The sequence below is a fragment of the Mesorhizobium sp. B2-4-13 genome (assembly GCF_006658535.1).
Taxonomy (GTDB): domain Bacteria; phylum Pseudomonadota; class Alphaproteobacteria; order Rhizobiales; family Rhizobiaceae; genus Mesorhizobium; species Mesorhizobium australicum.
The window spans coordinates 702,485-724,137 of the sequence record NZ_VFVB01000002.1 but is presented as its reverse complement, the minus strand read 5'-3'; the positions used below and the strand labels follow the sequence as shown (position 1 = coordinate 724,137).

General features: G+C 63.9%; 19 protein-coding genes. 16 read left to right on the top strand and 3 right to left on the bottom strand.

Annotated elements, in window-relative coordinates; translation table 11 throughout:
* The first annotated feature begins 52 nt into the window (after positions 1-52).
* The 4 genes from FJ936_RS07645 (at position 53) to FJ936_RS07630 (ending at position 3,859) form a co-directional block, all read left to right on the top strand.
* Positions 53-799, top strand: coding sequence for a sugar phosphate isomerase/epimerase (locus tag FJ936_RS07645; RefSeq protein WP_141906312.1), 747 nt, complete (start codon positions 53-55; stop codon positions 797-799).
* An 11-nt stretch (positions 800-810) separates the two neighbouring features.
* Positions 811-1,968, top strand: a complete 1,158-nt coding sequence (locus tag FJ936_RS07640; protein WP_141906311.1) for a Gfo/Idh/MocA family oxidoreductase — start codon at positions 811-813, stop codon at positions 1,966-1,968.
* 134 nt (positions 1,969-2,102) lie between these two features.
* A complete protein-coding gene (gene mgrA, locus FJ936_RS07635) occupies positions 2,103-3,149 on the top strand; it encodes an L-glyceraldehyde 3-phosphate reductase (RefSeq protein WP_141906350.1) in 1,047 nt (348 codons plus the stop codon).
* 305 nt (positions 3,150-3,454) lie between these two features.
* Positions 3,455-3,859, top strand: a complete 405-nt coding sequence (locus FJ936_RS07630; protein WP_015315682.1) for a Fur family transcriptional regulator — start codon at positions 3,455-3,457, stop codon at positions 3,857-3,859.
* Positions 3,860-3,876: 17 nt separating this feature from the next.
* On the opposite strand, the gene polA is transcribed toward FJ936_RS07630, so the two are convergent.
* Positions 3,877-6,834 (bottom strand): DNA polymerase I, encoded by a 2,958-nt coding sequence (gene polA / locus FJ936_RS07625; RefSeq protein WP_181171070.1) that lies wholly within the window; start codon positions 6,832-6,834, stop codon positions 3,877-3,879.
* Between the two features lie 427 nt (positions 6,835-7,261).
* Between polA and FJ936_RS07620 the strand changes: the two genes are divergently transcribed.
* The 8 genes from FJ936_RS07620 (at position 7,262) to FJ936_RS07585 (ending at position 14,395) form a co-directional block, all read left to right on the top strand.
* Positions 7,262-8,647, top strand: coding sequence for a M20/M25/M40 family metallo-hydrolase (locus tag FJ936_RS07620; RefSeq protein WP_023770650.1), 1,386 nt, complete (start codon positions 7,262-7,264; stop codon positions 8,645-8,647).
* A 78-nt stretch (positions 8,648-8,725) separates the two neighbouring features.
* Positions 8,726-9,346 carry a ribonuclease D gene (locus tag FJ936_RS07615; RefSeq protein ID WP_140618902.1) on the top strand — a complete coding sequence of 207 codons (621 nt, stop codon included), beginning with the start codon at positions 8,726-8,728 and terminating at the stop codon, positions 9,344-9,346.
* A 13-nt stretch (positions 9,347-9,359) separates the two neighbouring features.
* Positions 9,360-9,563, top strand: a complete 204-nt coding sequence (locus FJ936_RS07610) for a hypothetical protein (RefSeq protein ID WP_023770648.1) — start codon at positions 9,360-9,362, stop codon at positions 9,561-9,563.
* A 108-nt stretch (positions 9,564-9,671) separates the two neighbouring features.
* Positions 9,672-9,926, top strand: coding sequence for a GlsB/YeaQ/YmgE family stress response membrane protein (locus FJ936_RS07605; RefSeq protein WP_015315687.1), 255 nt, complete (start codon positions 9,672-9,674; stop codon positions 9,924-9,926).
* A 25-nt stretch (positions 9,927-9,951) separates the two neighbouring features.
* A complete protein-coding gene (locus FJ936_RS07600; RefSeq protein ID WP_140787871.1) occupies positions 9,952-10,098 on the top strand; it encodes a hypothetical protein in 147 nt (48 codons plus the stop codon).
* Between the two features lie 25 nt (positions 10,099-10,123).
* Positions 10,124-11,038 carry a hypothetical protein gene (locus FJ936_RS07595; RefSeq protein WP_140787873.1) on the top strand — a complete coding sequence of 305 codons (915 nt, stop codon included), beginning with the start codon at positions 10,124-10,126 and terminating at the stop codon, positions 11,036-11,038.
* A gap of 258 nt (positions 11,039-11,296) precedes the next feature.
* Positions 11,297-13,564, top strand: coding sequence for a transglycosylase domain-containing protein (locus FJ936_RS07590; protein WP_140787875.1), 2,268 nt, complete (start codon positions 11,297-11,299; stop codon positions 13,562-13,564).
* A 78-nt stretch (positions 13,565-13,642) separates the two neighbouring features.
* Positions 13,643-14,395, top strand: a complete 753-nt coding sequence (locus FJ936_RS07585) for an SDR family oxidoreductase (RefSeq protein ID WP_140713189.1) — start codon at positions 13,643-13,645, stop codon at positions 14,393-14,395.
* Between the two features lie 95 nt (positions 14,396-14,490).
* Here FJ936_RS07585 and FJ936_RS07580 read toward each other — a convergent pair whose 3' ends face one another.
* Complete coding sequence (locus FJ936_RS07580; RefSeq protein ID WP_140787877.1) at positions 14,491-16,275, bottom strand: cation:proton antiporter; 1,785 nt, start codon at positions 16,273-16,275, stop codon at positions 14,491-14,493.
* A gap of 223 nt (positions 16,276-16,498) precedes the next feature.
* Positions 16,499-16,948 (bottom strand): host attachment protein, encoded by a 450-nt coding sequence (locus FJ936_RS07575; protein ID WP_015315693.1) that lies wholly within the window; start codon positions 16,946-16,948, stop codon positions 16,499-16,501.
* 381 nt (positions 16,949-17,329) lie between these two features.
* Here FJ936_RS07575 and cysG point away from each other — a divergent pair, with 381 nt between their 5' ends.
* Genes cysG through FJ936_RS07555 form a run of 4 tightly spaced genes read left to right on the top strand, consistent with a single transcriptional unit; the run spans position 17,330 to position 21,523 of the window.
* Positions 17,330-18,778: a siroheme synthase CysG gene (gene cysG, locus FJ936_RS07570; protein ID WP_140787879.1), complete on the top strand. Its 1,449-nt coding sequence runs from the start codon at positions 17,330-17,332 to the stop codon at positions 18,776-18,778.
* Positions 18,775-19,068: a DUF2849 domain-containing protein gene (locus FJ936_RS07565; protein WP_140787881.1), complete on the top strand. Its 294-nt coding sequence runs from the start codon at positions 18,775-18,777 to the stop codon at positions 19,066-19,068. Before cysG ends, FJ936_RS07565 begins: the two co-directional genes overlap by 4 nt.
* 45 nt (positions 19,069-19,113) lie before the next feature.
* Positions 19,114-20,784 carry a nitrite/sulfite reductase gene (locus tag FJ936_RS07560; protein WP_140787883.1) on the top strand — a complete coding sequence of 557 codons (1,671 nt, stop codon included), beginning with the start codon at positions 19,114-19,116 and terminating at the stop codon, positions 20,782-20,784.
* Positions 20,759-21,523: a phosphoadenylyl-sulfate reductase gene (locus FJ936_RS07555; protein WP_140787885.1), complete on the top strand. Its 765-nt coding sequence runs from the start codon at positions 20,759-20,761 to the stop codon at positions 21,521-21,523. The genes FJ936_RS07560 and FJ936_RS07555 overlap by 26 nt, the downstream gene beginning before the upstream one ends.
* Positions 21,524-21,653 lie beyond the last annotated feature (130 nt).

The window sequence follows — 21,653 nt, the reverse complement described above, 5'->3', positions numbered from 1 at the left end:
CCAAGAAAACCATCCTCCCAAGGACAATCCCCAAGCAGAACGGACAGAGACGATGAACTGGTCATTCCAACTTTACAGCGCCCGCAATTTCTTGCCCTGGACCGATGTGCTCGAAATGCTCGGCAAGCTCGGCTATGCCGAGGTCGAAGGGTTCGGCGGCGTCTATGACGATCCCAAGGCCTTCCGCGCCGAGCTCGACAAGAACGGCCTTGCCATGCCGACCGGGCATTTTTCCATCGATGCGCTGGAGAATGATTTCGACGGTGTGCGCCGGATCGCCGAAACGCTCGGCGTCAAGCTTTTGATCTGTCCCTATCTGATGGCCGAGGACAGGCCATCCGACGCCGCCGGCTGGCGCGCCTTTGGCGAGCGCCTGGCCAAGGTCGGCGAGGTCGCGTCGAAGGCCGGCTATGGCTTCGCCTGGCACAACCATGATTTCGAGTTCAAGACACTCGCCGACGGCTCGGTGCCGCAGGACCATATCCTGTCGTCCGCGCCCAATATAGGCTGGGAAATGGACGTCGCCTGGGTAGTGCGCGGCGGCTCCGACCCGCTGCCCTGGATCGAAAAGCAGGGCCAGCGCATCGTCGCCGTCCATGTCAAGGACATGGCGAAGGCGGGCGAGGGGCTGGATGAGGATGGCTGGTCGGATGTCGGCCACGGCACGATCGATTGGGCCGGCCTGATCAAGGTGCTGCGGGCCAAGAGCGCGGCGAAATACTTTGTCATGGAACAGGACAATCCCGACGACATCGAGCGCTTCGCCCGCCGCTCGATCGCAACCGTCAAGAGCTACTAGGAACAACCACCATGGCAAAGAAGCTGGGTACTGGGAAATTGGGTGTTGGCGTCATCGGCTGCGGCAACATCTCGAAGGCGTATTTTTCGCTGGCGCCGTTGTTTCGCGGCATCGAGATGCGCGCCTGCGCCGACATCAACATGGACGCGGCCAGGGCGCGGGCGAAGGAATTCAAGCTGCGCGCCGAGACCGTCGAGGATCTGCTCAAGGCCGACGATATTGACATCATCGTCAACCTGACCATTCCGGCCGTGCATTACGAAGTCTCGAAGCAGGTGCTCGATGCCGGCAAGCATGTCTATTCCGAAAAGCCGTTCGTGCTGTCGCTCAAGGAGGGTCAGGACCTCAAGGCGCGGGCGCAGAAGAGGGGGCTGCGCATCGGCTCGGCGCCGGACACGTTCCTCGGCGGCGCGCACCAGCTGGTGCGCGAACTGATCGACGAGGGCAAGCTTGGCAAGATCACCAGCGGCACCTGCCACGTCATGGGCCACGGTATGGAGCATTGGCACCCCAATCCCGACTTCTTCTTCCAGCCCGGCGCGGGACCAGTGCTCGACATCGGACCGTACTACATCACCAATCTCATCCAGCTGATCGGGCCGGTGAAGCAGGTGGCGGCTTTCGCGACGACCCCCGCCAAGGAACGGACCATCAGCTCAAAGCCGCGCGCGGGCGAAAAAATCCCGGTCAACACGCCGACCACCATCCATGGCCTGCTGGAATTCGAGAACGGCGCCGTGGTGACGCTGAACACAAGCTGGGATGTGTGGGCTCACGGCCACGCGCCGATGGAACTCTATGGCGAGGCCGGGACGGTGTTCGTGCCGGATCCGAACTTCTTCGGCGGCGACGTGCGCTTCACCGAAGAAGGCAAGCCGGTCAAGAAGCTGCCGAAATGGAAGCATCCGCTTGGCGTTCCCAATGAGATGCATGGCCAGGGCATGATGGCCAATTACCGCACGGCGGGCCTGGCCGACATGGCGCTGGCGATCGCCGAAGGGCGGCCGCACCGCTGCTCGATGGAGCTCGCGCTGCATGCCGTCGATGTCATGACCGGCCTCCTGCGCTCCGGCGAAACCGGCAAGTTCGTCACCATGCAGACCACTTGCGAGCGTCCGGCCGCGCTTGGCGTCAAGCAGGCCAAGGAGCTGCTGGCCAAGAAGAACTAGTCGCATGGATTATCGATAATTTTGCCTTACCCCTCTCCCCGTTCCTCCGGGGAGGGGGTAAAGGATGGGGTACGGGCATGCCCATCGCCTCTGCGATGACGGTGCCCTGTCCGTTCAGATTCGAGGATTTCCCGATGCCCTATATCGCCGCTGAAAACCGCTACGAGAAAATGATCTACAACCGCTGCGGTCGGTCCGGCCTCAAGCTGCCGGCGATCTCGCTCGGGCTGTGGCACAATTTCGGCGACGACACGCCGCATCGGACCAAGCAGGCGATCGTGCGAAAGGCCTTCGATCTTGGCATCACCCATTTCGACCTCGCCAACAATTACGGGCCGCCGCCCGGCTCGGCCGAGACGGCTTTCGGCGAGATACTGCGTACTGATTTTGCCGCCTATCGCGACGAACTGATCATCTCGACCAAGGCCGGCTACGAAATGTGGGCCGGCCCCTACGGCGAATGGGGCGGGCGCAAATACATGCTGGCCAGCCTCGACCAGAGCCTGAAGCGGATGGGCCTCGACTATGTCGACATCTTCTATTCGCACCGCTTCGATCCCGATACGCCGCTCGAAGAAACCATGGGCGCGCTCGACCATGCGGTGCGTTCGGGCAAGGCGCTCTACGCCGGCATCTCGTCCTACAATTCGCAGCGCACCCGCGAGGCCGCCGACATATTGAGGCAACTCGGTACGCCCTGCGTCATCCATCAGCCGAGCTATTCGATGCTGAACCGCTGGGTCGAGGAGGACGGACTGCTCGACACGCTCGAGGGGCTCGGCGTCGGCTCCATCGTGTTCTCGCCGCTGGCGCAAGGCATGCTGACCGACAAATATCTCGGCGGCATTCCTGAGGGCAGCCGGGCCTCCCAGGGCAAGTCGCTGAAAACAGCTTTCATCAACGATCGCACCATTGCCAACATCGAGGCGCTCAACGCGATCGCCGGCAAGCGCGGCCAGACGCTGGCCCAGATGGCCTTGGCCTGGGTGCTGCGCAGGGGCCGGGTTACTTCGGCGCTGATCGGCGCCAGCCGGCCCGAGCAGGTCGAGGATTGCGTCGGGGCGCTGAAGGTGCTCGACTTCAGCGACGCCGAACTGGCCGAAATCGATACATACGCGCGCGAGTCCGATATCAACCTGTGGGCTGCTTCCGCCGAACGCAAAGGCCCGCCGAGGAAATAGCTGAAGCCGGCTAATAAAGGCTGGCGGAATTGCTCGCGCCGGCCTTCGCGGATGAAGTCCAGTCAGGGCGTGGCCGGCCTCCCTGAGGCGGCGTGATCGCCGCGTGGGTCGGCAGGCCAATGGTGCCTGGCACACCCTTGGCTACCCTCGTCGAGATTTCTGCCAATGTGCCCGCGCGTCATCGATTGGCCCGGGACAACAACAGAAGAGTAGCAAAGACGACGGTTCGTCGCTATCTGAATGGGATCGGGCCGTTTGCATGCGCAGACAGCCCGCCAACAGTGCAGGACAAGTGGAACAGGACCATGGCGGCAAGGGATGTGCTGACGAAAAACCAGTTGTGCGTGCTCGAGAAACTCGAGATCGCCAGCGGGCCGCTCAGCGCCTACACCTTGCTCGATCAGCTTCGCGAGCGCGGTTTTCGCGCCCCATTGCAGGTCTATCGCGCGCTCGACACGCTGGTGAAATCAGGTTTCGTGCACCGGCTGGAAAGCATTAATTCCTTCGTCGCCTGCGCCGAGCCGCACGACCATAGCCACTCGATGACCGCCTTCGCCATATGCGATACTTGCGGGCAGGTGACCGAAATGTCCGATCACGACGTCGATCACCGGCTGAACGAATGGGTCAACTCGACCGGCTTCGCCGCCAAGAAGGCGGTGATCGAATTTCGCGGGACCTGCGCGAAATGTTTGGCGCAAGCGGCCTGAGGGCCTTCGCCAGCACGTCAGTGTGCCTCGTCCCAGTTGTTGGCGGCCCGCGCGTCGACATGCAGCGGCACCGACATCGAGACCGCCGGCATCGCCGCGTTTTCCATGACATGGCGCACGACGGGGATCGTCGCCTCGACTTCCGCCTCGACCGTTTCGAAGATCAGTTCGTCATGCACCTGCAGGAGCATGCGGGCCGACAGCTTGGCCTTGTCCAAGGCTTCCTCCATGCGGATCATGGCGCGGCGGATGATGTCGGCGGCGGTGCCTTGCAGGCGGGCGTTGATCGAGGCGCGCTCGTTGAACGCGCGCAGCGACGGGTTCGAGGACCTGATGTCGGGATAGTGGATGCGGCGGCCGAAGATCGTTTCGACGAAGCCGTGCTCGCGGGCATAGGCCTTGGTCTCCTCGATATAATCGCGGATGCCGGGAAAGCGCTCGAAGTATTTCTTGATGTAGGCGCTCGCCTCCTCGCGCGGGATCGACAGCTGGTTGGCGAGACCGAAAGCCGAGATGCCATAGATGATGCCGAAATTGATCGCCTTGGCGCGGCGACGCACTTCCGACGGCATACCCTCCACGGGCACGTTGAACATTTCAGACGCTGTGATGGCGTGGATGTCGGCGCCATCCGCAAAGGCCTGCCGCAATTGCGGGATTTCGGCGACATGGGCGAGCACGCGCAGTTCGATCTGGCTGTAGTCGGCTGACACCAGCCGGAGGCTCTTGTCGGTGATGAAGGCGGTCCGGATCTTGCGGCCTTCAGCCGTGCGCACCGGAATGTTCTGCAGGTTCGGGTCGGAAGACGACAGACGGCCCGTCGTCGTCGCGGCGAGCGCGTAGGAGGTGTGGACGCGTTTCGTGTCGGGATTGACGAAGCCGGGCAGCGCATCGGTGTAGGTCGATTTCAGCTTGGTCAGCTGGCGCCAATCGACGATCTTGCGCGGCAGTTCGTGCCCTTCCGCGGCAAGGTCTTCGAGCAGCTGCGCCGAGGTCGACCACTGGCCGGTCTTGGTCTTGGAGCCGCCGGGCAGGCCCATGCGGCCGAACAAGATGTCGCCGAGCTGCTTGGGCGAGCCGATGTTGATGCGCTCGCCGATGAGCAGGTAGATTTCCTCCTCGAGCCGGGCCGCACCTTGCGCCAGTTCCCCCGACAGCCGCGACAGGATCTGCCGATCGACCGAAATGCCGCGCTGTTCCATGCGCGCCAGCACCGGCACCAGTGGCCGCTCCAGGCGTTCATAGACCGAGACCAGGCCCTTGGCGGCAAGCCGGGGCTTCAGCACCCGCCACAGCCGCAACGCCACGTCGGCATCCTCGGCGGCGTGAGCGGTCGCCCTGTCGATATCGACCTGGTCAAAACCGACAGAGCTCTTGCCGGAACCTGTCACGTCCTTGAGTTGAAGGGGTTTATGGCCAAGCCATTTGTCGGCAAGGGCATCCATGCCGTGGCCGTGCGGCGTGCCGGCGTCGAGCACGTAGGAGATCAGCATGGTGTCGTCGAACGGCGCGACATCGATGCCGTAGCGGCTCAGGATGACCAGATCATATTTCAGGTTCTGCGCGATCTTCAGGACCGACCTGTCCTCGAACAGGGGTTTGAGGACCGCCAGAGCCTCGCGAAGCGGAATCTGGTTTTCGAGCGTGCCGCCGCCAAGCAGGTCGCCATTGCCGCTCTTATGGGCGAAAGGAATATAGCCGGCGCGGCCAGGCGCTGTGGCCATGGCCAAGCCGATCAGTTCGGCCTGCATCGGATCGGTCGAGGTGGCCCTGACGTCGAAGGCAGCGATACCGGCCTCCCGCGCCTCCGCGACCCAGGCTTTCAGCGTCGCGATATCGCGGATGCACTGATAGGCCGCGGTATCGATCTTGGCGGTCGCCGCTCTCTCCAGCCGCAATGCGGCCAGAAGGGAAGGGGTGTCCCCTTGTTTTGGCGTCTCCGTCATCTCGATTTCAGCAGCCTGGCCAGGCTCGGAGCCCGTTCCGCCCCGGGCAACGGGCGGTGTTCCGGCGCCGACATCGGGGCCATGGGCGTTATCGGCGCGTTCGACGGGCACCGCGACGGCCTGGACGTCGCCGGCCTCGGTGCCGGTCGCTTCCGCCACACGGCGCGTCAGCGAGGTGAATTCCATGGTCTTGAGGAAGCCGATCAGCTTTGGTCCGTCGGGGGCATGCAGGACGAAATCGTCCAATCCTTCTGCCACCGGCACATCGTTCTTCAGCGTCACCAGCTGGCGCGAGACGCGCGCCTTGTCGGCGTTGGCGATGATCGATTCCCGCCTTTTTTCCTGCTTGATCTCGCCGGCGCGGGCGAGCAATCCGTCGAGGTCGCCGAACTGCTCGAGCAGTTGCGCCGCGGTCTTTGGCCCGATGCCGGGCACGCCAGGCACATTGTCGACTGAGTCGCCCGTCAGCGCCTGCAGGTCGATCATCTTTTCCGGCGGCACGCCCCATTTCTCGACGACTTCGGGGATGCCGATCTGCCGGTCCTTCATCGGGTCGTACATGCCGACCGTTTCGCCAACCAGCTGCATCAGGTCCTTGTCGGAGGAGATGATGGTGGTGTCGCCGCCGGCCTCGCAGGCCAGCCGGCAATAGGTGGCGATGAGATCGTCGGCCTCGAAGCCTTCCATCTCGACGCAGGGCAGGTTGAACGCCCTGGTAGCCTGGCGGATCAGGCCGAACTGCGGGATCAGATCCTCGGGCGGAGCCGAACGGTTGGCCTTGTATTCGGGATAAAGGTCGTTGCGGAAGGTTTTCGAGGAATAGTCGAAGATGACGGCGAAATGCGTCGGCACAATGCCCACATCGGTGTTGCGGGCGTCCTGCATCAGCTTCCACAGCATGTTGCAGAAGCCGGAAACGGCACCGACCGGCAGGCCGTCCGACTTGCGGGTCAGCGGCGGCAGCGCGTGATAGGCGCGGAAGATGTAGCCGGAGCCGTCGATGAGAAAGAGATGATCGCCTTTTTTCATGCGGGCAGGGATAGCGCGGCGCGATGGCTTGGTCCATGCCAAAGACAGCGCCAGATACAACACCCTGACAGATCGCGACCCTGACGGATCAAAGGCATACAGGCCCGCTCACGGGCACGTTACAAAAGTGTAACGTTGACGCCCTTGAATCGCCACGTTCACAGACCCAAATACACGTCATCGGCAGTTTTCGCCGAAGTCCGGAGCAAGGCCCGTCCCCCGCCTATACCGGACAATTGCGGCAGCCTATCCCCCCTCTCCGGGCTGCCGCATCGTTTCGAGTAAAAGGCCGCCGTGGTTCCCCCTCCACCACGGCGGCATTTTTTTGCCCGCGGCGGCCATCCGGGTCGTGGTCCAATCGTCCCGGGCTTTTCGTTTCGCCGCTCTGCCTTTACGGTTCCGACACTGAACCGAAAGGCTATTGCAAATGTCCGCAGTCTCCCCCGTCCTCGACCGTCTCGACAAGAATCTCGACCAGAGCCTGGAACGGCTCTTCGGCCTGCTCGGGATCAAGTCGATCTCCACCGATCCAGCCTACGCCGCCGACTGCCGCAAGGCGGCGGAATGGCTGGTGGCGGAACTCAAACTGATCGGCTTCGACGCCAGTGTGCGCGACACGCCCGGCCACCCCATGGTGGTTGCGCATCATGATGGGCCGGCTGGCGCGCCGCATGTGCTGTTCTACGGCCATTACGACGTGCAGCCGGTCGACCCGATCGAACTGTGGGAAAACGATCCCTTCGCCCCCGCGATCAAGGAGGTCGGACCTGGTCACAAGATCATCACCGGGCGCGGCTCGGCCGACGACAAGGGCCAGCTGATGACCTTCGTCGAGGCATGCCGTGCCTGGAAACAGGTGCACGGCAGCCTTCCGTGCCGGGTCACCATCCTGTTCGAAGGCGAGGAGGAATCCGGCTCGCCCTCGCTGAAGCCGTTCCTCGAAGCCAATGCCGAGGAGCTCAAGGCCGACTTCGCGCTGGTCTGCGATACCAGCATGTGGGACCGCGACACGCCGTCGATCTGCGTCGGGCTACGCGGTCTGGTCGGCGAGGAGATCACGGTGAAGGCCGCCGACCGCGACCTGCATTCGGGCCTGTATGGCGGGGCTGCCGCCAACCCGATCCGCATCCTGGCCAAGGTGCTGGCCGACATCCACGACAAGGACGGCCATATCACCATCCCGGGCTTCTATGACGGCGTCGAGGAAACGCCCTCGCAGGTGCTGAAATCATGGGAGACGCTGGGCGAGACGGCCGAGACCTTCCTCGGGCCTGTCGGCTTGTCGATCCCATCGGGCGAAAAAGGCCGCTCGGTGCTGGAACTGACCTGGGCGCGACCCACCGCCGAATTCAACGGCATCATCGGCGGCTATACCGGCAAGGGTTTCAAGACGGTCATCGCGGCGGAAGCCTCGGCAAAGGTCTCGTTCCGCCTTGTCCACAAGCAGGATCCGGCCAAGATCCGCGCGGCCTTCCAGAAATTCGTCAAGGAACGCATCCCGGCCGATTGTACGGTCGAATTCCATGCTCATGGCGGCTCACCGGCAATCCAGCTCTCTTACGACTCGCCCTTCCTGGCCAAGGCCAAGACGGCGCTTTCCGACGAATGGCCAAAGCCCGCGGTGACGACCGGCAGCGGCGGCTCCATTCCGGTGGTGGGCGACTTTCAGACCTATCTCGGCATGGAATCGCTGCTGGTCGGGTTCGGCCTCGATGACGACCGCATCCACTCGCCCAACGAGAAATACGAGCTCAGCTCCTTCCACAAGGGCCAGCGCTCCTGGGCGCGCATTCTGGATGCGCTGACACGCTGAGCGCGGAAAACACGTTTTCTTGTTGATTTTTCACTGGATCGCGGCGAGGACGGGTAACGCCGCGACCCGGAGAAAACGATGAGCGATATCCGCTTCCATAAAAACGATCTGCCCGACCTTTCGCATTACGATGTCGCGGCGGTGGCGATCGATACGGAGACGCTTGGCCTCAACCCGCACCGAGACCGGCTCTGCGTGGTGCAGATCTCGCCTGGCGACGGCAGCGCCGATGTCATCCAGATCGCGCCGGGCCAGAAGGAAGCACCAAACCTGGTCAAGCTGCTGGCAAACGACAGGGTGACCAAGCTGTTCCACTACGGTCGCTTCGACCTCGCCGTGCTCTACCATGCGTTTGGCGTGATGGCCGAGCCGGTGTTCTGCACCAAGATCGCCTCGCGGCTGACGCGCACTTACACCGACCGGCACGGGCTGAAGGACATCTGTTTCGAGCTTCTCGGCGTCGGTCTGTCCAAGGCGCAGCAATCGTCGGATTGGGCGGCCGAAACGCTGTCGCCCGAACAGCTCGAATACGCCGCCTCCGATGTGCTCTATCTGCATCGTTTGCGCGATGCGCTGGCGGGACGGCTGGCGCGCGAGGGCCGCACGAAGGAGGCGGACGCCTGTTTCCGCTTCCTGCCGACGCGGGCCAAGCTTGACCTGATGGGCTGGGGCGAAGAGGATATCTTCGCTCACAGCTGAGAAAAGGGATGAGATGGCGGACAGAAAGCCGATATCGACCGCGCCGACCGACGGCTCAAAGGTCACCGTCACCTGGAAGGACAGCGACGGCGTCCTCAATGAATCCATAGCGCAATACCGCGACGGCGGCTGGTGGGTCTACACCGACAGCCATACCCAGAAGAAGGTCGAGCCGACCAGCTGGCGGCCCGCTGCCAGCGACGACGACGACCAGTGAGCGCCGCTGGCGAGGCCGGCTGCTTTCGACTAGCCTGAAGCCGTTGATATCGGGGCCGATTCGGAGCCTTCCGCTCCGCACCCGCCCTCTTGCACGGAGGAACCCGCCATGGGTGTCGAAAGCCTTCTCGTCTTCATCCTCATCGGTGCCATCGCCGGCTGGCTCGCCGGTCTCATCGTTTCGGGTTTCGGCTTCGGCCTGATCGGCAACATCATCGTCGGCATTATCGGCGCGTTCATCGCCGGCTGGCTGTTTCCGCGCATCGGCTTCTCGATCGGCGGTGGCATCATCGCCTCCATAATCCACGCCACGATCGGCGCCATCATCCTTTTGGTTCTGGTCAGGGTCCTGAAACGAGCCTGAGGCTCGGCACGACAAAAGGCGCGCCATGAAGCAGAATACGCTCTATCTCATCATTGGCGCGCTCATCATCGTGATCATCGCGCTGGCCGTCTACGTCTACCGCGAGCAGGCCAGGCCGAAAGGCGTCGAACTCAAGATCGACGACAAGGGCATTTCAATCCAGCAGAACTGAACCCGCCGGGATCCAGGAGCGTGACATGGGGGCTTCCGACGCGTGGCAGAGCGGAGAGCGGCCCAGGATCACCGTGGCGGAATGGGAGAGACTGAACCGGCCGCCACGACGCGAGGCGTTGCTGCGCTATTACTGGCGGACTTTTCGCTTCCTGAGGACATCCGCGCCGGTCAGCGAATTGCAGGGACGACAGCAATCGTTCCGTGACGCGGTCGTGGCCACCGTTGCCTTCAACCGGCCTGATGTGATCGCATGGCAGATCCACCTCGTGCGCCGACACCTGGCCGAGCACGAGAGCTATATCGTCTTCGACAACAGCAAGAAGGAGGAGGCGAGGGAGGCCATCCGCGACCTCTGCCTGCGCCAGCACGTCCCCTATGTAGCGTTGCCGAGGAACAGGCTGACGGTCAGCAGATCGCACGGCCAGGCGCTTAACTGGATCGTGCGCAATTTCATGACCGGCTTGGCCCCGAAGGTCTTCGGCTTCATCGACCATGACATCTTTCCGACGGAACCTTTTTCAATCCGCGACCGGCTGAAGGGCAAGAGCGTTTACGGCAGTGTCCGGCGCGACACTCCGACGCCGGGCGGCTGGTTCTTGTGGCCCGCCTTCTGTTTTTTCGACGGAAGCCTGTTGCGGCAGCGGCTGGATTTCGCGCCGAGCTACAAATTCCGTATGGACTCGGGTGGCGGCAACTGGCCGCTGCTCTACCGCACGATCGACCAGGCGCTGGTCAGATTTACCGAGAACAAGTTGCTGCGCTGCGGCGAGGGCGATGACGAGCACGAGGATTTCTTCATGTCGGTCGACGGCTGGCTGCATGTAACCAATGCCTCGAACTGGCGAAGGCAGCCGGTTGATAGGCGCGAACAACTTGTCGCCTTGTTGCGGCAAGCTGCGGGTCCTGACCATCTGGATGTGAAGTTCGAGCCGATCTAGAAGGATCGGGGTCCGTCGACCGCTCGAACAATGTCGTTGCGGTCACCTGCGAGGAGCAGGCGCTGGCCTTCTATCCGCCGGCGTCGATTGTCGGAACGGCAGGCTCGGGGATCGAGCCAGGCTTCGGAGAGAAGAGGATTAACAAATTCCTAACGGAATTCAGAGGTTTGGCCGAAGGCCTGCTTAACCCGCCCTTAAATCGCCGCATCTACTCTTCAACCCGAGCGCCATTGGCACCGGGGACATCAAGCGCAGCGCATGGCGAACCGCAGAGACAGTCGCATCGAGCCCAGCTTCGAGGGACCGCCGCGAGCGAGATCCCAGACGGGTCTTTCGGTGAGCGAGGAGGACCGCGTCGTGCCGAGCAGCCGCAAAGCCTCCGCCAAACGCAAATCATCGAAGGCGAAATCGTCGCGGGGGAGGCGCGGCGGAGGCGGGCGCGGGCTGTTCGGCGTGCTCGGCCGGCTGTTCTACTGGTGCTTCGTGCTCGCCATCTGGGGCGGCATCGCGGTGGCCGGCGTCGTCATCTACTATGGCGCCAAGATGCCGGCGGTCACGACCTGGTCGATTCCCGATCGTGCGCCCAACATCAAGATCGTCTCGGCCGATGGGCAATTGCTGGCCAATCGCGGCATGAGCGGCGGCGAGGCGGTCGGCCTGCACGAAATGTCCCCCTATATCCCCGAGGCGGTCATCGCCATCGAGGACCGCCGTTTCTATTCGCATTTCGGTGTCGATCCGATCGGCCTGTCGCGCGCCATGGTCACCAACCTCATCGGCGGGCATTTCTCGCAAGGCGGTTCGACGCTGACGCAGCAATTGGCCAAGAACCTGTTCCTGACGCCGGATCGTACGCTGGAGCGTAAAGTGCAGGAGGTGCTGCTGGCCCTATGGCTCGAGCACAAGCACAGCAAGGACCAGATACTCGAAATGTACCTCAACCGGGTCTATTTCGGCTCCGGCGCCTATGGCGTCGAGGCGGCCTCGCGGCGCTATTTCGGCAAGAGCGCGCGCGACGTCACGCTGTCCGAAGCCGCCCTGCTTGCCGGCCTCTTGAAAGCGCCCTCGCGGCTGTCGCCGGCGCGCGATCCCAAGGCCGCCGAGGAGCGTTCGCAGCTGGTGCTCGGCGCCATGCGCGAGGAGGGCAAAATCAGCGAAAAGGAGCTGAAAACGGCGCTCAGCGCGCCGGCGACGCGCTCGCCATCCTACTGGACCGGTTCGGAAAACTATGTCGCCGACACCATCATGGAAGAATTGCCCGACCTGATCGGCGACGTGCGCGGCGATATCGTGATCGATTCTACCGTGGACCTGAACCTGCAGAAGCTCGCCGAAAAATCGATCCGCCGGCTGATCGACGACAGCGGCAAGAAGCTCAACGTCACCCAGGGCGCGCTGGTGTCGATCGACGATTCCGGCGCGGTACGCGCCATGGTCGGCGGCTACGACTATTCGACCAGCCAGTTCGACCGTGCCTCGGAGGCGCGCCGGCAGCCGGGCTCGGCGTTCAAGCCGTTTGTCTATATGGCGGCACTTGAAGCCGGCCGCACGCCTGACAGCATCCGCAACGATGCGCCGATCAAGATCGGCAACTGGACGCCGGACAATTACGGCGGCAAGTACTTTGGGAAGGTCACCTTGGCGACAGCGCTGGCAAAATCGCTGAACTCGGTTGCCGCGCAGCTGACCATGGAAGTCGGCCCGAACGCGGTGGTGGAAGCCGCGCACCGCATGGGCATCCAGTCCGACCTGCAGGCCAACACCTCGATCGCGCTCGGCACCTCGGAAGTGACGCCACTGGAGCTGACTTCGGCCTATGTGCCCTTCGCCAATGGCGGCTACAAGCCGGACATTCATTTCATCCGCCGCGTGTCGACGTCAGACGGCAAGGTGCTCTATGACAGCGCCGGCGGCAGCGCACCGCGCGTGATCAAGCCCGAGATCGTCGGCATGATGAATTCGATGATGACCGGCACGGTCGAGGTCGGCACCGCCAAGAAGGCGGCTTTCGCCTGGCCGTCGGCCGGCAAGACCGGCACCAGCCAGAATTCGCGCGACGCCTGGTTCGTCGGCTACACCGCCAATCTGACCACCGGCGTATGGTTCGGCAATGATGACGGCACGGCGATGAAGAAGGTCACCGGCGGCGCGCTGCCGGCGCAGGCCTGGCACGAGTTCATGGTCGCCGCGCATGAGGGCTTGCCGGCGCGGCCGCTGCCCGGCACCTGGAAATCGACGCCGGCCGACACCATCGTCCCCGACGAGATTCCCTCTGCCAGCAACAACCAGCCGGCACCGGTTCCGTCGGCGTCCGTCGGCCAGCAGCCGCCGGCCGCGCAGGCGACAGCACCGGCAACGCCGGTCCGTGCGGCGCGGCCTGCCCAGACCGTCGATGCCGATGGCTTCGATATGCCGGCGGATGACGGCACCACCGCTTCGGTCGGACATCCGGTGCCGCCAGGCAGCGTCGGCGGTCGGCTCAAGAAACGGCAGACGTCGATCCTGGATATCCTTGGCGGCGGCTGAGCAGCCGGCTGGCGGCGTCAATCCGCCTCTCGCCACCTCAGCGGCATTCGGCTACATGTCCAGCCCGGAGACCGCGACATGACCGAGACCGACACCAGAAAAACCATCGTGCTGACCGGCGCCAGCCGCGGTATCGGCCATGCCACTGTCAAACGCTTTTCGCGCGAGGGCTGGCGCGTCATCACCTGCTCACGCCAGGCCTTTGCCGAGGATTGCCCGTGGCCGGCCGGTCCCGAGGATCACATCAAGGTCGACCTCGCCGATCAGGAAGATGTCGGTATTGCGGTCTCGGAAATCCGCCATCGGCTGGAATCCCATGGTGGCCAGTTACACGCGCTGGTCAACAATGCAGGCATTTCGCCCAAGCTTAAGGACGGCAACAGCCGCATGAACTCGATCGACACGCCGATGCATGTCTGGCGCGACGTGTTCCAGGTCAATTTCTTCGCGCCGATCATGCTGGCGCGCGGCCTGTTCAAGGAATTGGCGGCGGCCAGGGGCTCGATCGTCAATGTGACGTCGATCGCCGGCACCCGCGTGCATCCCTTCGCCGGCACCGCCTATGCGACCTCGAAGGCCGCGCTCGGCTCGCTGACGCGCGAGATGGCGCATGATTTCGGCCCGCACGGCATCCGTGTCAACGCCATCGCGCCAGGCGAGATCGACACCGCGATCCTGTCGCCGGGCACGGAAAAAATCGTCGAGACCATCCCACTGCGGCGCCTGGGCACCACGGCTGAGGTCGCCGACATCATCTTCTTCCTGTGCTCGAGCCAAGCGTCCTACGTGACCGGCTCGGAAATCCACATCAATGGCGGCCAGCACGTGTGAACTGATCGAGCCAAGGCCCGCTAATCTGGCCAGCGTGACAACAGCCTTCGCAGTTCATTCGTGGCTTGATCAACGCGCCTGTGGGCAGCGCCGGCTCAGGCAGCGGACGGTTCAGCGACCCGCGGCTTTTGGCCAAGCACCTCTTCGACAATGCCGCGCGCGATCTCGCGTTCGCCCATGATCACCGTATCGGCGCCGAGCCCCTTGAGATGCTCGACCTCGGCGTCGGAATGGGCGCGGGCGACGACGTTGATGTTGGGATTGGCGGCGCGTGCCCGCAGCACGATCTGGCCAGCCTCGAACGCGTTGGGAATGGCAAGGATCAGCCGCGTGGCGCCTTCGGGATTGGCGGCGGCGAAGACTTCGGCGTTGGCGGCGTTGCCGGCAACGGTTTCGACGCCGTCTGCTTTCAGCCTCGCCAGCGTCTTGTCGGCATCCTCGATGACCAGGAAAGGCCGTGCTGCTTCTTTCAACGCGGCGCCGACGAGGCCGCCGACGCGGCCGTAGCCGATCAGGATGGCATGACCGGTGAGCGCCGTCCTTGGTGGCGGGCCGTCTTCCTTTTTGGATGCCATGGCGACCGAGGCGACATGGCCCGGTTCCGTCGCCGGGCCAACCGGCTTGGCGTCCGCCGGCGGCGCCGTCCTGGCGGCGCGGGCCTCGAGCCACGGCTTCATCCAGTCGATGACCAGGAACATCAGCGGGTTGAGCACGATCGACAGGATGGCGCCGGCCAGGATGAGGTCCCGTCCCTGTTCGGGCAGAAGTTTCAGCCCGACGCCGAGTTCGGCCAGGATGAAGGAGAATTCGCCGATCTGGGCGAGGCTGGCCGAAATCATCAAGGCCGTGGCCGGCGGATAGCCGAAGGCGACGACGATGACGAACGCCGCCAGCGACTTGCCGATGACGATGATGGCCAGCGTCGCCAGGATCGGCAGGCCGTTGCTGAACAGGCTGAACGGGTCGAACAGCATGCCGACGGAGACGAAGAACAGCACCGAGAAAGCATCGCGCAGCGGCAGCGATTCTTCGGCGGCGCGGTGGCTGAGCTCGGATTCGCTCATGATCATGCCGGCGAAGAAGGCGCCCAGCGCCAGCGAGACGCCGAACAGTTTTGCCGCGCCGAAGGCGACGCCGAGCGCTATTGCCAACACCGAGAGCCGAAACAGCTCGCGCGAGCCGGTATGGGCGACATAATGCAGGATCCAGGGAATGACCCTGCGGCCGACCATCAGCATGACGACGACGAAGGCGGCGACCTTCGCCAGCGTCATGCCGACGACACCCCAGATGCCGTAACTGGCCGGCAGCGCCAGCAGGCCGCTCGAATGGGCATCGGCCTGTTCCTGGCCGCCGAGTACGCCGGCAAGGGCCGGCAACAGCACCAGCGCCAGCACCATGGCCAGATCCTCGACGATAAGCCAGCCGACGGCGATGCGGCCGCGCTCGGTCTCGATCAGGCGGCGTTCCTGAAGCGCGCGCAGCAGCACCACGGTCGAGGCGACCGATAGCGCCAGGCCAAACACCACGCCCGCCCCCATCGACCAGCCGAGCATCCAGGACAGCCCGGCGCCGAGCGCGGTGGCAAAGCCGATCTGGACAATGGCGCCCGGCACGGCAATGGCGCGGACCGACAGAAGGTCCTTCAGCGAAAAATGCAGGCCGACGCCGAACATCAGGAGGATGACGCCGATTTCGGCCAATTCGTTGGCAAGGCGGGCGTCGGCGACAAAACCGGGTGTGTTCGGCCCAACCAGCACGCCGGCTACGAGATAGCCGACCAGTGGCGGAATGCGGAACCGATTGGCGAGGGCGCCGAAGACGAAAGCCAGCCCCAGACCGGCGACGATGGTGGCGATAAGGGGCGTGTCATGCGGCATTGTCTATGGAGCGCCTTTCAAGCCACCGATGTCGGATATGCGCCGCCCTAAGCCGCCGCCTGTTTGCAATATGGTGGACGGGGTGTCGGCGATGCAACCCGCAAAGCCGCGAATCAACGTCGAGACGGCAAAAATCTGACCGGCAGCTGAGTGACTGCCGGTCAGGTGCCTGGGATCAGTGGCGACCGTGCTGCGACCCGATAGGCGCCTTCGCCGCGCGTGGTCAGGCTGCCTGCAGCAACGCCTCGATCTCGAAAATGGCGTGGTTGGTCATGGTCTTCGGGATTTCGGCCGTCACCTTGTCGCCAACCTCCTTATGCAGCTTCTTGCGCATCGCGCCGAGCACCATGGGCGGGGCGACAAGCACAAGACTGTCGAATGCACCCTCATGTGCAAGCTTGTAGAGGCGGGCGGCAATCTCCTCGGCGAAGCGTTCCTTGCCGATGCGATGCCAGTCGGTCTCCTCGACCGCGCTTCGATGCACGGATGGGCCGTCATTGTATCGACCGGGGCTGTCGCTTCCCTGTTCGCGTGTGGGCGGGTTCTCCTGTTCCATCACCTGCACGACTTCAAGGTTGGGAAACTTGGTGTCGCCGGCGTTCTTGAGCAGGAGCGCCTTTTCGCCGTCGGCCACCAAAACCCAAATGCCATGCTTCAGTTTGATCGTGTTCATAGGGACGCTCCTTGTTGAGTGGTGGCTATACCGGGAACGCATTTTGACCCGTCAACGTTCCACCCGAACGGAGGACCGAGTGGCCGTGCAGGCAGGCGCTGAAGACGAAATCACCACCGGACGACTTTAATCTACTGAATTGATAGAAATTAGAAAAAAACTGTTTTGTGGGATAGGTAGCCGGCAGCTAAAAGTGCTTAAAATCAAGGCGCGTTTCAGCAGCCCGGGCGCTCCCGGTGCGTGGGCATGGAATATTTTTCTCCCGCCCTTCGCGGTTGCGGAAAAGCGATTGCCTGCCATCACCGGATGCGCGAGTGCTTTGCTTCTGCTTTTTTACGCTTGGGCGTAAAACTGCGACCCTGTTCCCGGATCTGCTTTGTCATGTCGCAAGCCACCACCAAGCTCAACGCCTTCCCCGTCTTCATGCGGGTCGAGGGCGAAGCCGTGGCCATTGTCGGCGGCGGCGAGGAGGCTTTGGCCAAGGCGCGGCTGATCGCCCAGTCGAGCGCGGTCCTGCACATCATCGGTGGGGATGCCGAACCGGATCTGTTGGCCTTCATCGCCGAGACGGGCGCGAACCATATGCCCGGCGCGTATGATGCTTCGCAGCTTGAAGGCGCCGTGATGGTGTTTGCCGCCAGCGGCGACGAGGCGCTCGACCGTCGCGTCGCCGCCGACGCGCGCCGGCTGGGCATTCCCGTCAATGCCGTCGACCGGCCGGACCTCTGTGATTTCTTCACTCCGGCGCTGGTCAACCGCGCACCGGTCGCCGTGGCGATAGGTACCGAAGGCGCGGGCCCCGTGCTTGCCCAGATGCTGCGCAGCCGCATCGACCGCATGCTGTCGCCCTCGCTTGGGCCACTGGCAGCGCTTGCGGCGTCGTTCCGCAATGCCGCCGAGAGATTGCCCAGGGGCAATGTACGTCGCCGTTTCTGGAGCGACTTCTTCGGCGGAGCGCCAGCACGCGCCGTCGAGGCCGGCGAATTTTCACAGGCGCGCGAAGCCGCCACCGATCTGCTGTTGTCCGACGCGCCCATTCGCGGCCACATCGCCCTGGTGGGCGCCGGTCCCGGCGCCGAGGACCTCCTGACCCTGCGGGCGCATCGTCTGCTGATGGAGGCCGATGTCATCGTCCATGACGCGCTGGTGCCGGAGGCGGTCGTCGCCATGGGCCGCCGCGATGCCGAGCGCCTGCCGGTGGGAAAGCGCAAGGGCTGCCATACCAAGAGCCAGGCCGAAATCAATGCGCTGCTGGTGGATCTCGGTCGTCAGGGCAAGCGCGTCGTGCGGCTGAAATCGGGCGATCCGCTGGTGTTCGGCCGCGCCGGCGAGGAGATGGCCGCGCTTCGTGACGCCGGCATCGCCTATGAGGTGGTTCCAGGCGTCACAGCGGCCTTTGCCGCTGCCGCCGATTTCGAACTGCCGTTGACGCTGCGCGGCGTTTCCTCCTCGATGGTGTTCACCACCGGCCACGATCTCAAGGGCAATTCACTGCCGGATTGGGCCAAGCTCGCGATTTCCGGCGCTACCGTTGCCGTCTACATGGGCCGCTCGGTCGCGGCCGAAGTTGCCGGCCGGCTGATCGAGGCGGGCTTGTCGCCGGACACGGCGGTCGCCGTGGTCGAGAATGCCAGCCTGGCGAATCGCCGACGCTTCCACGGCACACTTGCCGACCTGCCGTCGCTGGAAGCGCGCGCCGATCTGTCGGGCCCGGTCATGACCATCATCGGCGACGCCGTCGCCGGCGCCAATTTCGAGCGGTCCGAGCCGCTCGCGGCACACAGGCACGAGAGCGTGCCCGTAGCAGCCGCCGAGGGAGTTCAGCCATGAAGATACTGACCGCCAATCGCCTCGGCGACGGCATTGCCGTGTGGTACGCCGATGGCGGCTGGGCCGAGACGGTGGACCATGCGGACCTTGCCCACGACAAGGCGGCCGAGGATCGGCTGGAGGCGATCGGCGCCAAGGCCCATGCCGACAATGAAGTGGTCGACGTCAATCTGATCGACGCGGACATCGTCGACGGCGTTGTCGAGCCGGTGCGGCTGCGCGAGAAGATCCGCGCCGCCGGCCCGACCATCCGCAACGACCTCGGCAAGCAGGCCGAGCAGGCGGCATAGCCAGGACACCAGGTGAACGGGCGGACGCGCCCTGAAAGACGAAGCATGTACCGTTACGATGAGTTCGACCACGATTTTGTCCAGGCCCGCGTCGCCGAGTTCAGCGACCAGGTCGGGCGCCGGCTGTCCGGCGAGATCACCGAGGACCAGTTCCGGCCGCTCCGGCTGATGAACGGCGTCTATCTGCAGCTGCACGCCTACATGCTGCGCATCGCTGTGCCCTACGGCACGCTGAACGGCAAGCAGTTGCGCATGCTCGGCCACATCGCCCGCAAATACGATAAGGGCTACGGCCATTTCACCACGCGCCAGAACATCCAGTTCAACTGGCCGGCGCTGTCGGACATTCCGGCGATTCTGGCGGACCTGGCCAGCGTGGAGATGCACGCCATCCAGACCAGCGGCAACTGCATCCGCAATGTCACCGCCGATCATTTTGCCGGGGCTGCCGCCGACGAGGTCGCCGATCCGCGTCCCTATGCGGAAATCCTGCGGCAGTGGTCTTCGGTGCATCCGGAATTCTCGTTCCTGCCGCGCAAGTTCAAGATCGCGGTGACGGGAGCCGAGCGCGATCGCGCCGCCATCCAGACGCACGACATCGGCCTGCACCTGAAGAAGAACGCCGCCGGCGAACTCGGCTTCGCCGTTTATGTCGGTGGTGGCCAGGGCCGCACGCCGATGGTGGCGAGGAAGATCCGCGACTTCTTGCCCGAAGCCGACCTTCTCTCCTACTGCACGGCGATCCTGCGCGTTTATAATCTCTATGGCCGCCGCGACAACAAGTACAAGGCGCGCATCAAGATCCTGGTCCACGAGACCGGCGCCGAGGAAATCACCCGGCAGGTCGAGGCCGAGTGGCAGGAATTGAAGGACGCGGAGCTGAAGCTGCCCGAGGCGGACATCCGCGCGATCGAGGCCTATTTCGCCCCGCCCGCGCTGACCGGGCGGCCGGACGGCGATGCTGCCGTCAAGGTGGCGCGGCTGGATTCCAAGGGCTTCTCGGACTGGCTCGACCAGAACGTGGTGACGCACCGCCACCCCGACTACGCGGCGGTGACGATCTCGCTCAAGGGTATCGGCGAGGTGCCGGGCGATGCGACCGACAGCCAGATGGAAGCGGTCGCCGACATTGCCGAGAAATATGCCTTCGACGAGCTTCGCGTCAGCCACGAGCAGAACCTGATCCTGCCGCATGTGGCGCGTGCCGACCTCAAGGCGGTCTATGACGCGCTGGTCGACATCGGGCTGGCGACGGCTAATTCCAACCTGATCTCGGACATCATCTCGTGCCCGGGCCTCGATTATTGCGCGCTGGCGACGGCACGCTCGATCCCGATCGCACAGGAAATCTCGCGCCGCTTCGCCTCGCTGGAGCGGCAGCGCGAGATCGGCGAATTGAAGCTGAAGATCTCCGGCTGCATCAATGCCTGCGGCCACCACCATGTCGGCCATATCGGCATCCTCGGTGTCGAGAAGAAGGGCTCCGAACTCTACCAGGTGACATTGGGCGGTTCGGCCGACGAGAACACTTCGGTCGGCGAGATCATCGGCCGTGGCTTCTCTTCGGAAGAAATCACCGACGCCATCGAGCAGATCGTCGACACCTATCTCGGCCTTCGGCTCAACCCGCAGGAAAAATTCATCGACGCCTACCGCCGTGTCGGTCCCGCGCCGTTCAAGGAGGCGCTCTATGCTGGCGAAGCCAAGGCCGCTTGACCATATTGCCGATGCCGATGACGGCATCGCCGCCAAAGCGGCGGGGTTTGACGCGCTCTACGGTCATCTCAGCCCGATCGAGATCATCGAACGATCGGCCAACGATCTGTTTCACGACGAGATCGCCGCCGTGTCTTCATTCGGCGCGGATTCGGCAGTGCTGCTGCATATGATCGCCAAGATCGACCGCACGCTGCGGGTCATCTTCCTCGATACCGGCAAGCATTTCGAAGAGACGCTCGGCTATCGCGACGCGCTGGTCGCCGATTTCGGATTGACCAACATCCGGGTGATCAAGCCGGACGAGGCGGCGCTCGAACGGATCGACCCGACCGGCAATCTGCACCAGAACAACACCGATGCCTGCTGCGACGTGCGCAAGGTCGAGCCGCTGGCACGTGGCGTCGCACCCTTCCGCGCCTGGTTCACGGGCCGCAAACGCTTCCAGGCCTCGACACGGGCCGCACTTCCGGTGTTCGAGGCGGTCGGGCCTCGCATCCGCATCAATCCGCTGGCGCACTGGACGACGTCGGACCAGGCCGACTACATGCGCGCGCATGCGCTGCGCGAAAACCCACTGGTCGCCTATGGTTATCTGTCGATTGGCTGCTTTCCCTGCACGCAGCCGGTGCAGCCGGGCGAGGATGCGCGCAGCGGCCGCTGGGCCGGCCACGCCAAGACCGAGTGCGGCATTCACCTGTCGGGACTGGAAGTGTCGCTGACCGACGCATCACTATAGGGTATATTGCCATTCAGGTGAGGCCGGGCTGCAAACGGCGGCTTCCTGCGCTTCCGGTGCTCACGGACTTCAAGTACGCTCCGCTCCGGTTCTCGTAAGCCGCCGTTTTCGACGTAGCCTGACCTGGATT

Coding starts and splice junctions, on each gene's coding strand:
- FJ936_RS07595 (WP_140787873.1), top strand. CDS start 10,124: ATGGGGGCTTCCGACGCGTGGCAGAGCGGAGAGCGGCCCAGGATCACC.
- mgrA (WP_141906350.1), top strand. CDS start 2,103: ATGCCCTATATCGCCGCTGAAAACCGCTACGAGAAAATGATCTACAAC.
- FJ936_RS07580 (WP_140787877.1), bottom strand. CDS start 16,275: ATGCCGCATGACACGCCCCTTATCGCCACCATCGTCGCCGGTCTGGGG.
- FJ936_RS07575 (WP_015315693.1), bottom strand. CDS start 16,948: ATGAACACGATCAAACTGAAGCATGGCATTTGGGTTTTGGTGGCCGAC.
- FJ936_RS07590 (WP_140787875.1), top strand. CDS start 11,297: ATGGCGAACCGCAGAGACAGTCGCATCGAGCCCAGCTTCGAGGGACCG.
- FJ936_RS07640 (WP_141906311.1), top strand. CDS start 811: ATGGCAAAGAAGCTGGGTACTGGGAAATTGGGTGTTGGCGTCATCGGC.
- FJ936_RS07560 (WP_140787883.1), top strand. CDS start 19,114: ATGTACCGTTACGATGAGTTCGACCACGATTTTGTCCAGGCCCGCGTC.
- FJ936_RS07585 (WP_140713189.1), top strand. CDS start 13,643: ATGACCGAGACCGACACCAGAAAAACCATCGTGCTGACCGGCGCCAGC.
- FJ936_RS07600 (WP_140787871.1), top strand. CDS start 9,952: ATGAAGCAGAATACGCTCTATCTCATCATTGGCGCGCTCATCATCGTG.
- polA (WP_181171070.1), bottom strand. CDS start 6,834: ATGAAAAAAGGCGATCATCTCTTTCTCATCGACGGCTCCGGCTACATC.
- FJ936_RS07610 (WP_023770648.1), top strand. CDS start 9,360: ATGGCGGACAGAAAGCCGATATCGACCGCGCCGACCGACGGCTCAAAG.
- cysG (WP_140787879.1), top strand. CDS start 17,330: ATGTCGCAAGCCACCACCAAGCTCAACGCCTTCCCCGTCTTCATGCGG.
- FJ936_RS07630 (WP_015315682.1), top strand. CDS start 3,455: ATGGCGGCAAGGGATGTGCTGACGAAAAACCAGTTGTGCGTGCTCGAG.
- FJ936_RS07645 (WP_141906312.1), top strand. CDS start 53: ATGAACTGGTCATTCCAACTTTACAGCGCCCGCAATTTCTTGCCCTGG.
- FJ936_RS07555 (WP_140787885.1), top strand. CDS start 20,759: ATGCTGGCGAAGCCAAGGCCGCTTGACCATATTGCCGATGCCGATGAC.
- FJ936_RS07620 (WP_023770650.1), top strand. CDS start 7,262: ATGTCCGCAGTCTCCCCCGTCCTCGACCGTCTCGACAAGAATCTCGAC.
- FJ936_RS07615 (WP_140618902.1), top strand. CDS start 8,726: ATGAGCGATATCCGCTTCCATAAAAACGATCTGCCCGACCTTTCGCAT.
- FJ936_RS07565 (WP_140787881.1), top strand. CDS start 18,775: ATGAAGATACTGACCGCCAATCGCCTCGGCGACGGCATTGCCGTGTGG.
- FJ936_RS07605 (WP_015315687.1), top strand. CDS start 9,672: ATGGGTGTCGAAAGCCTTCTCGTCTTCATCCTCATCGGTGCCATCGCC.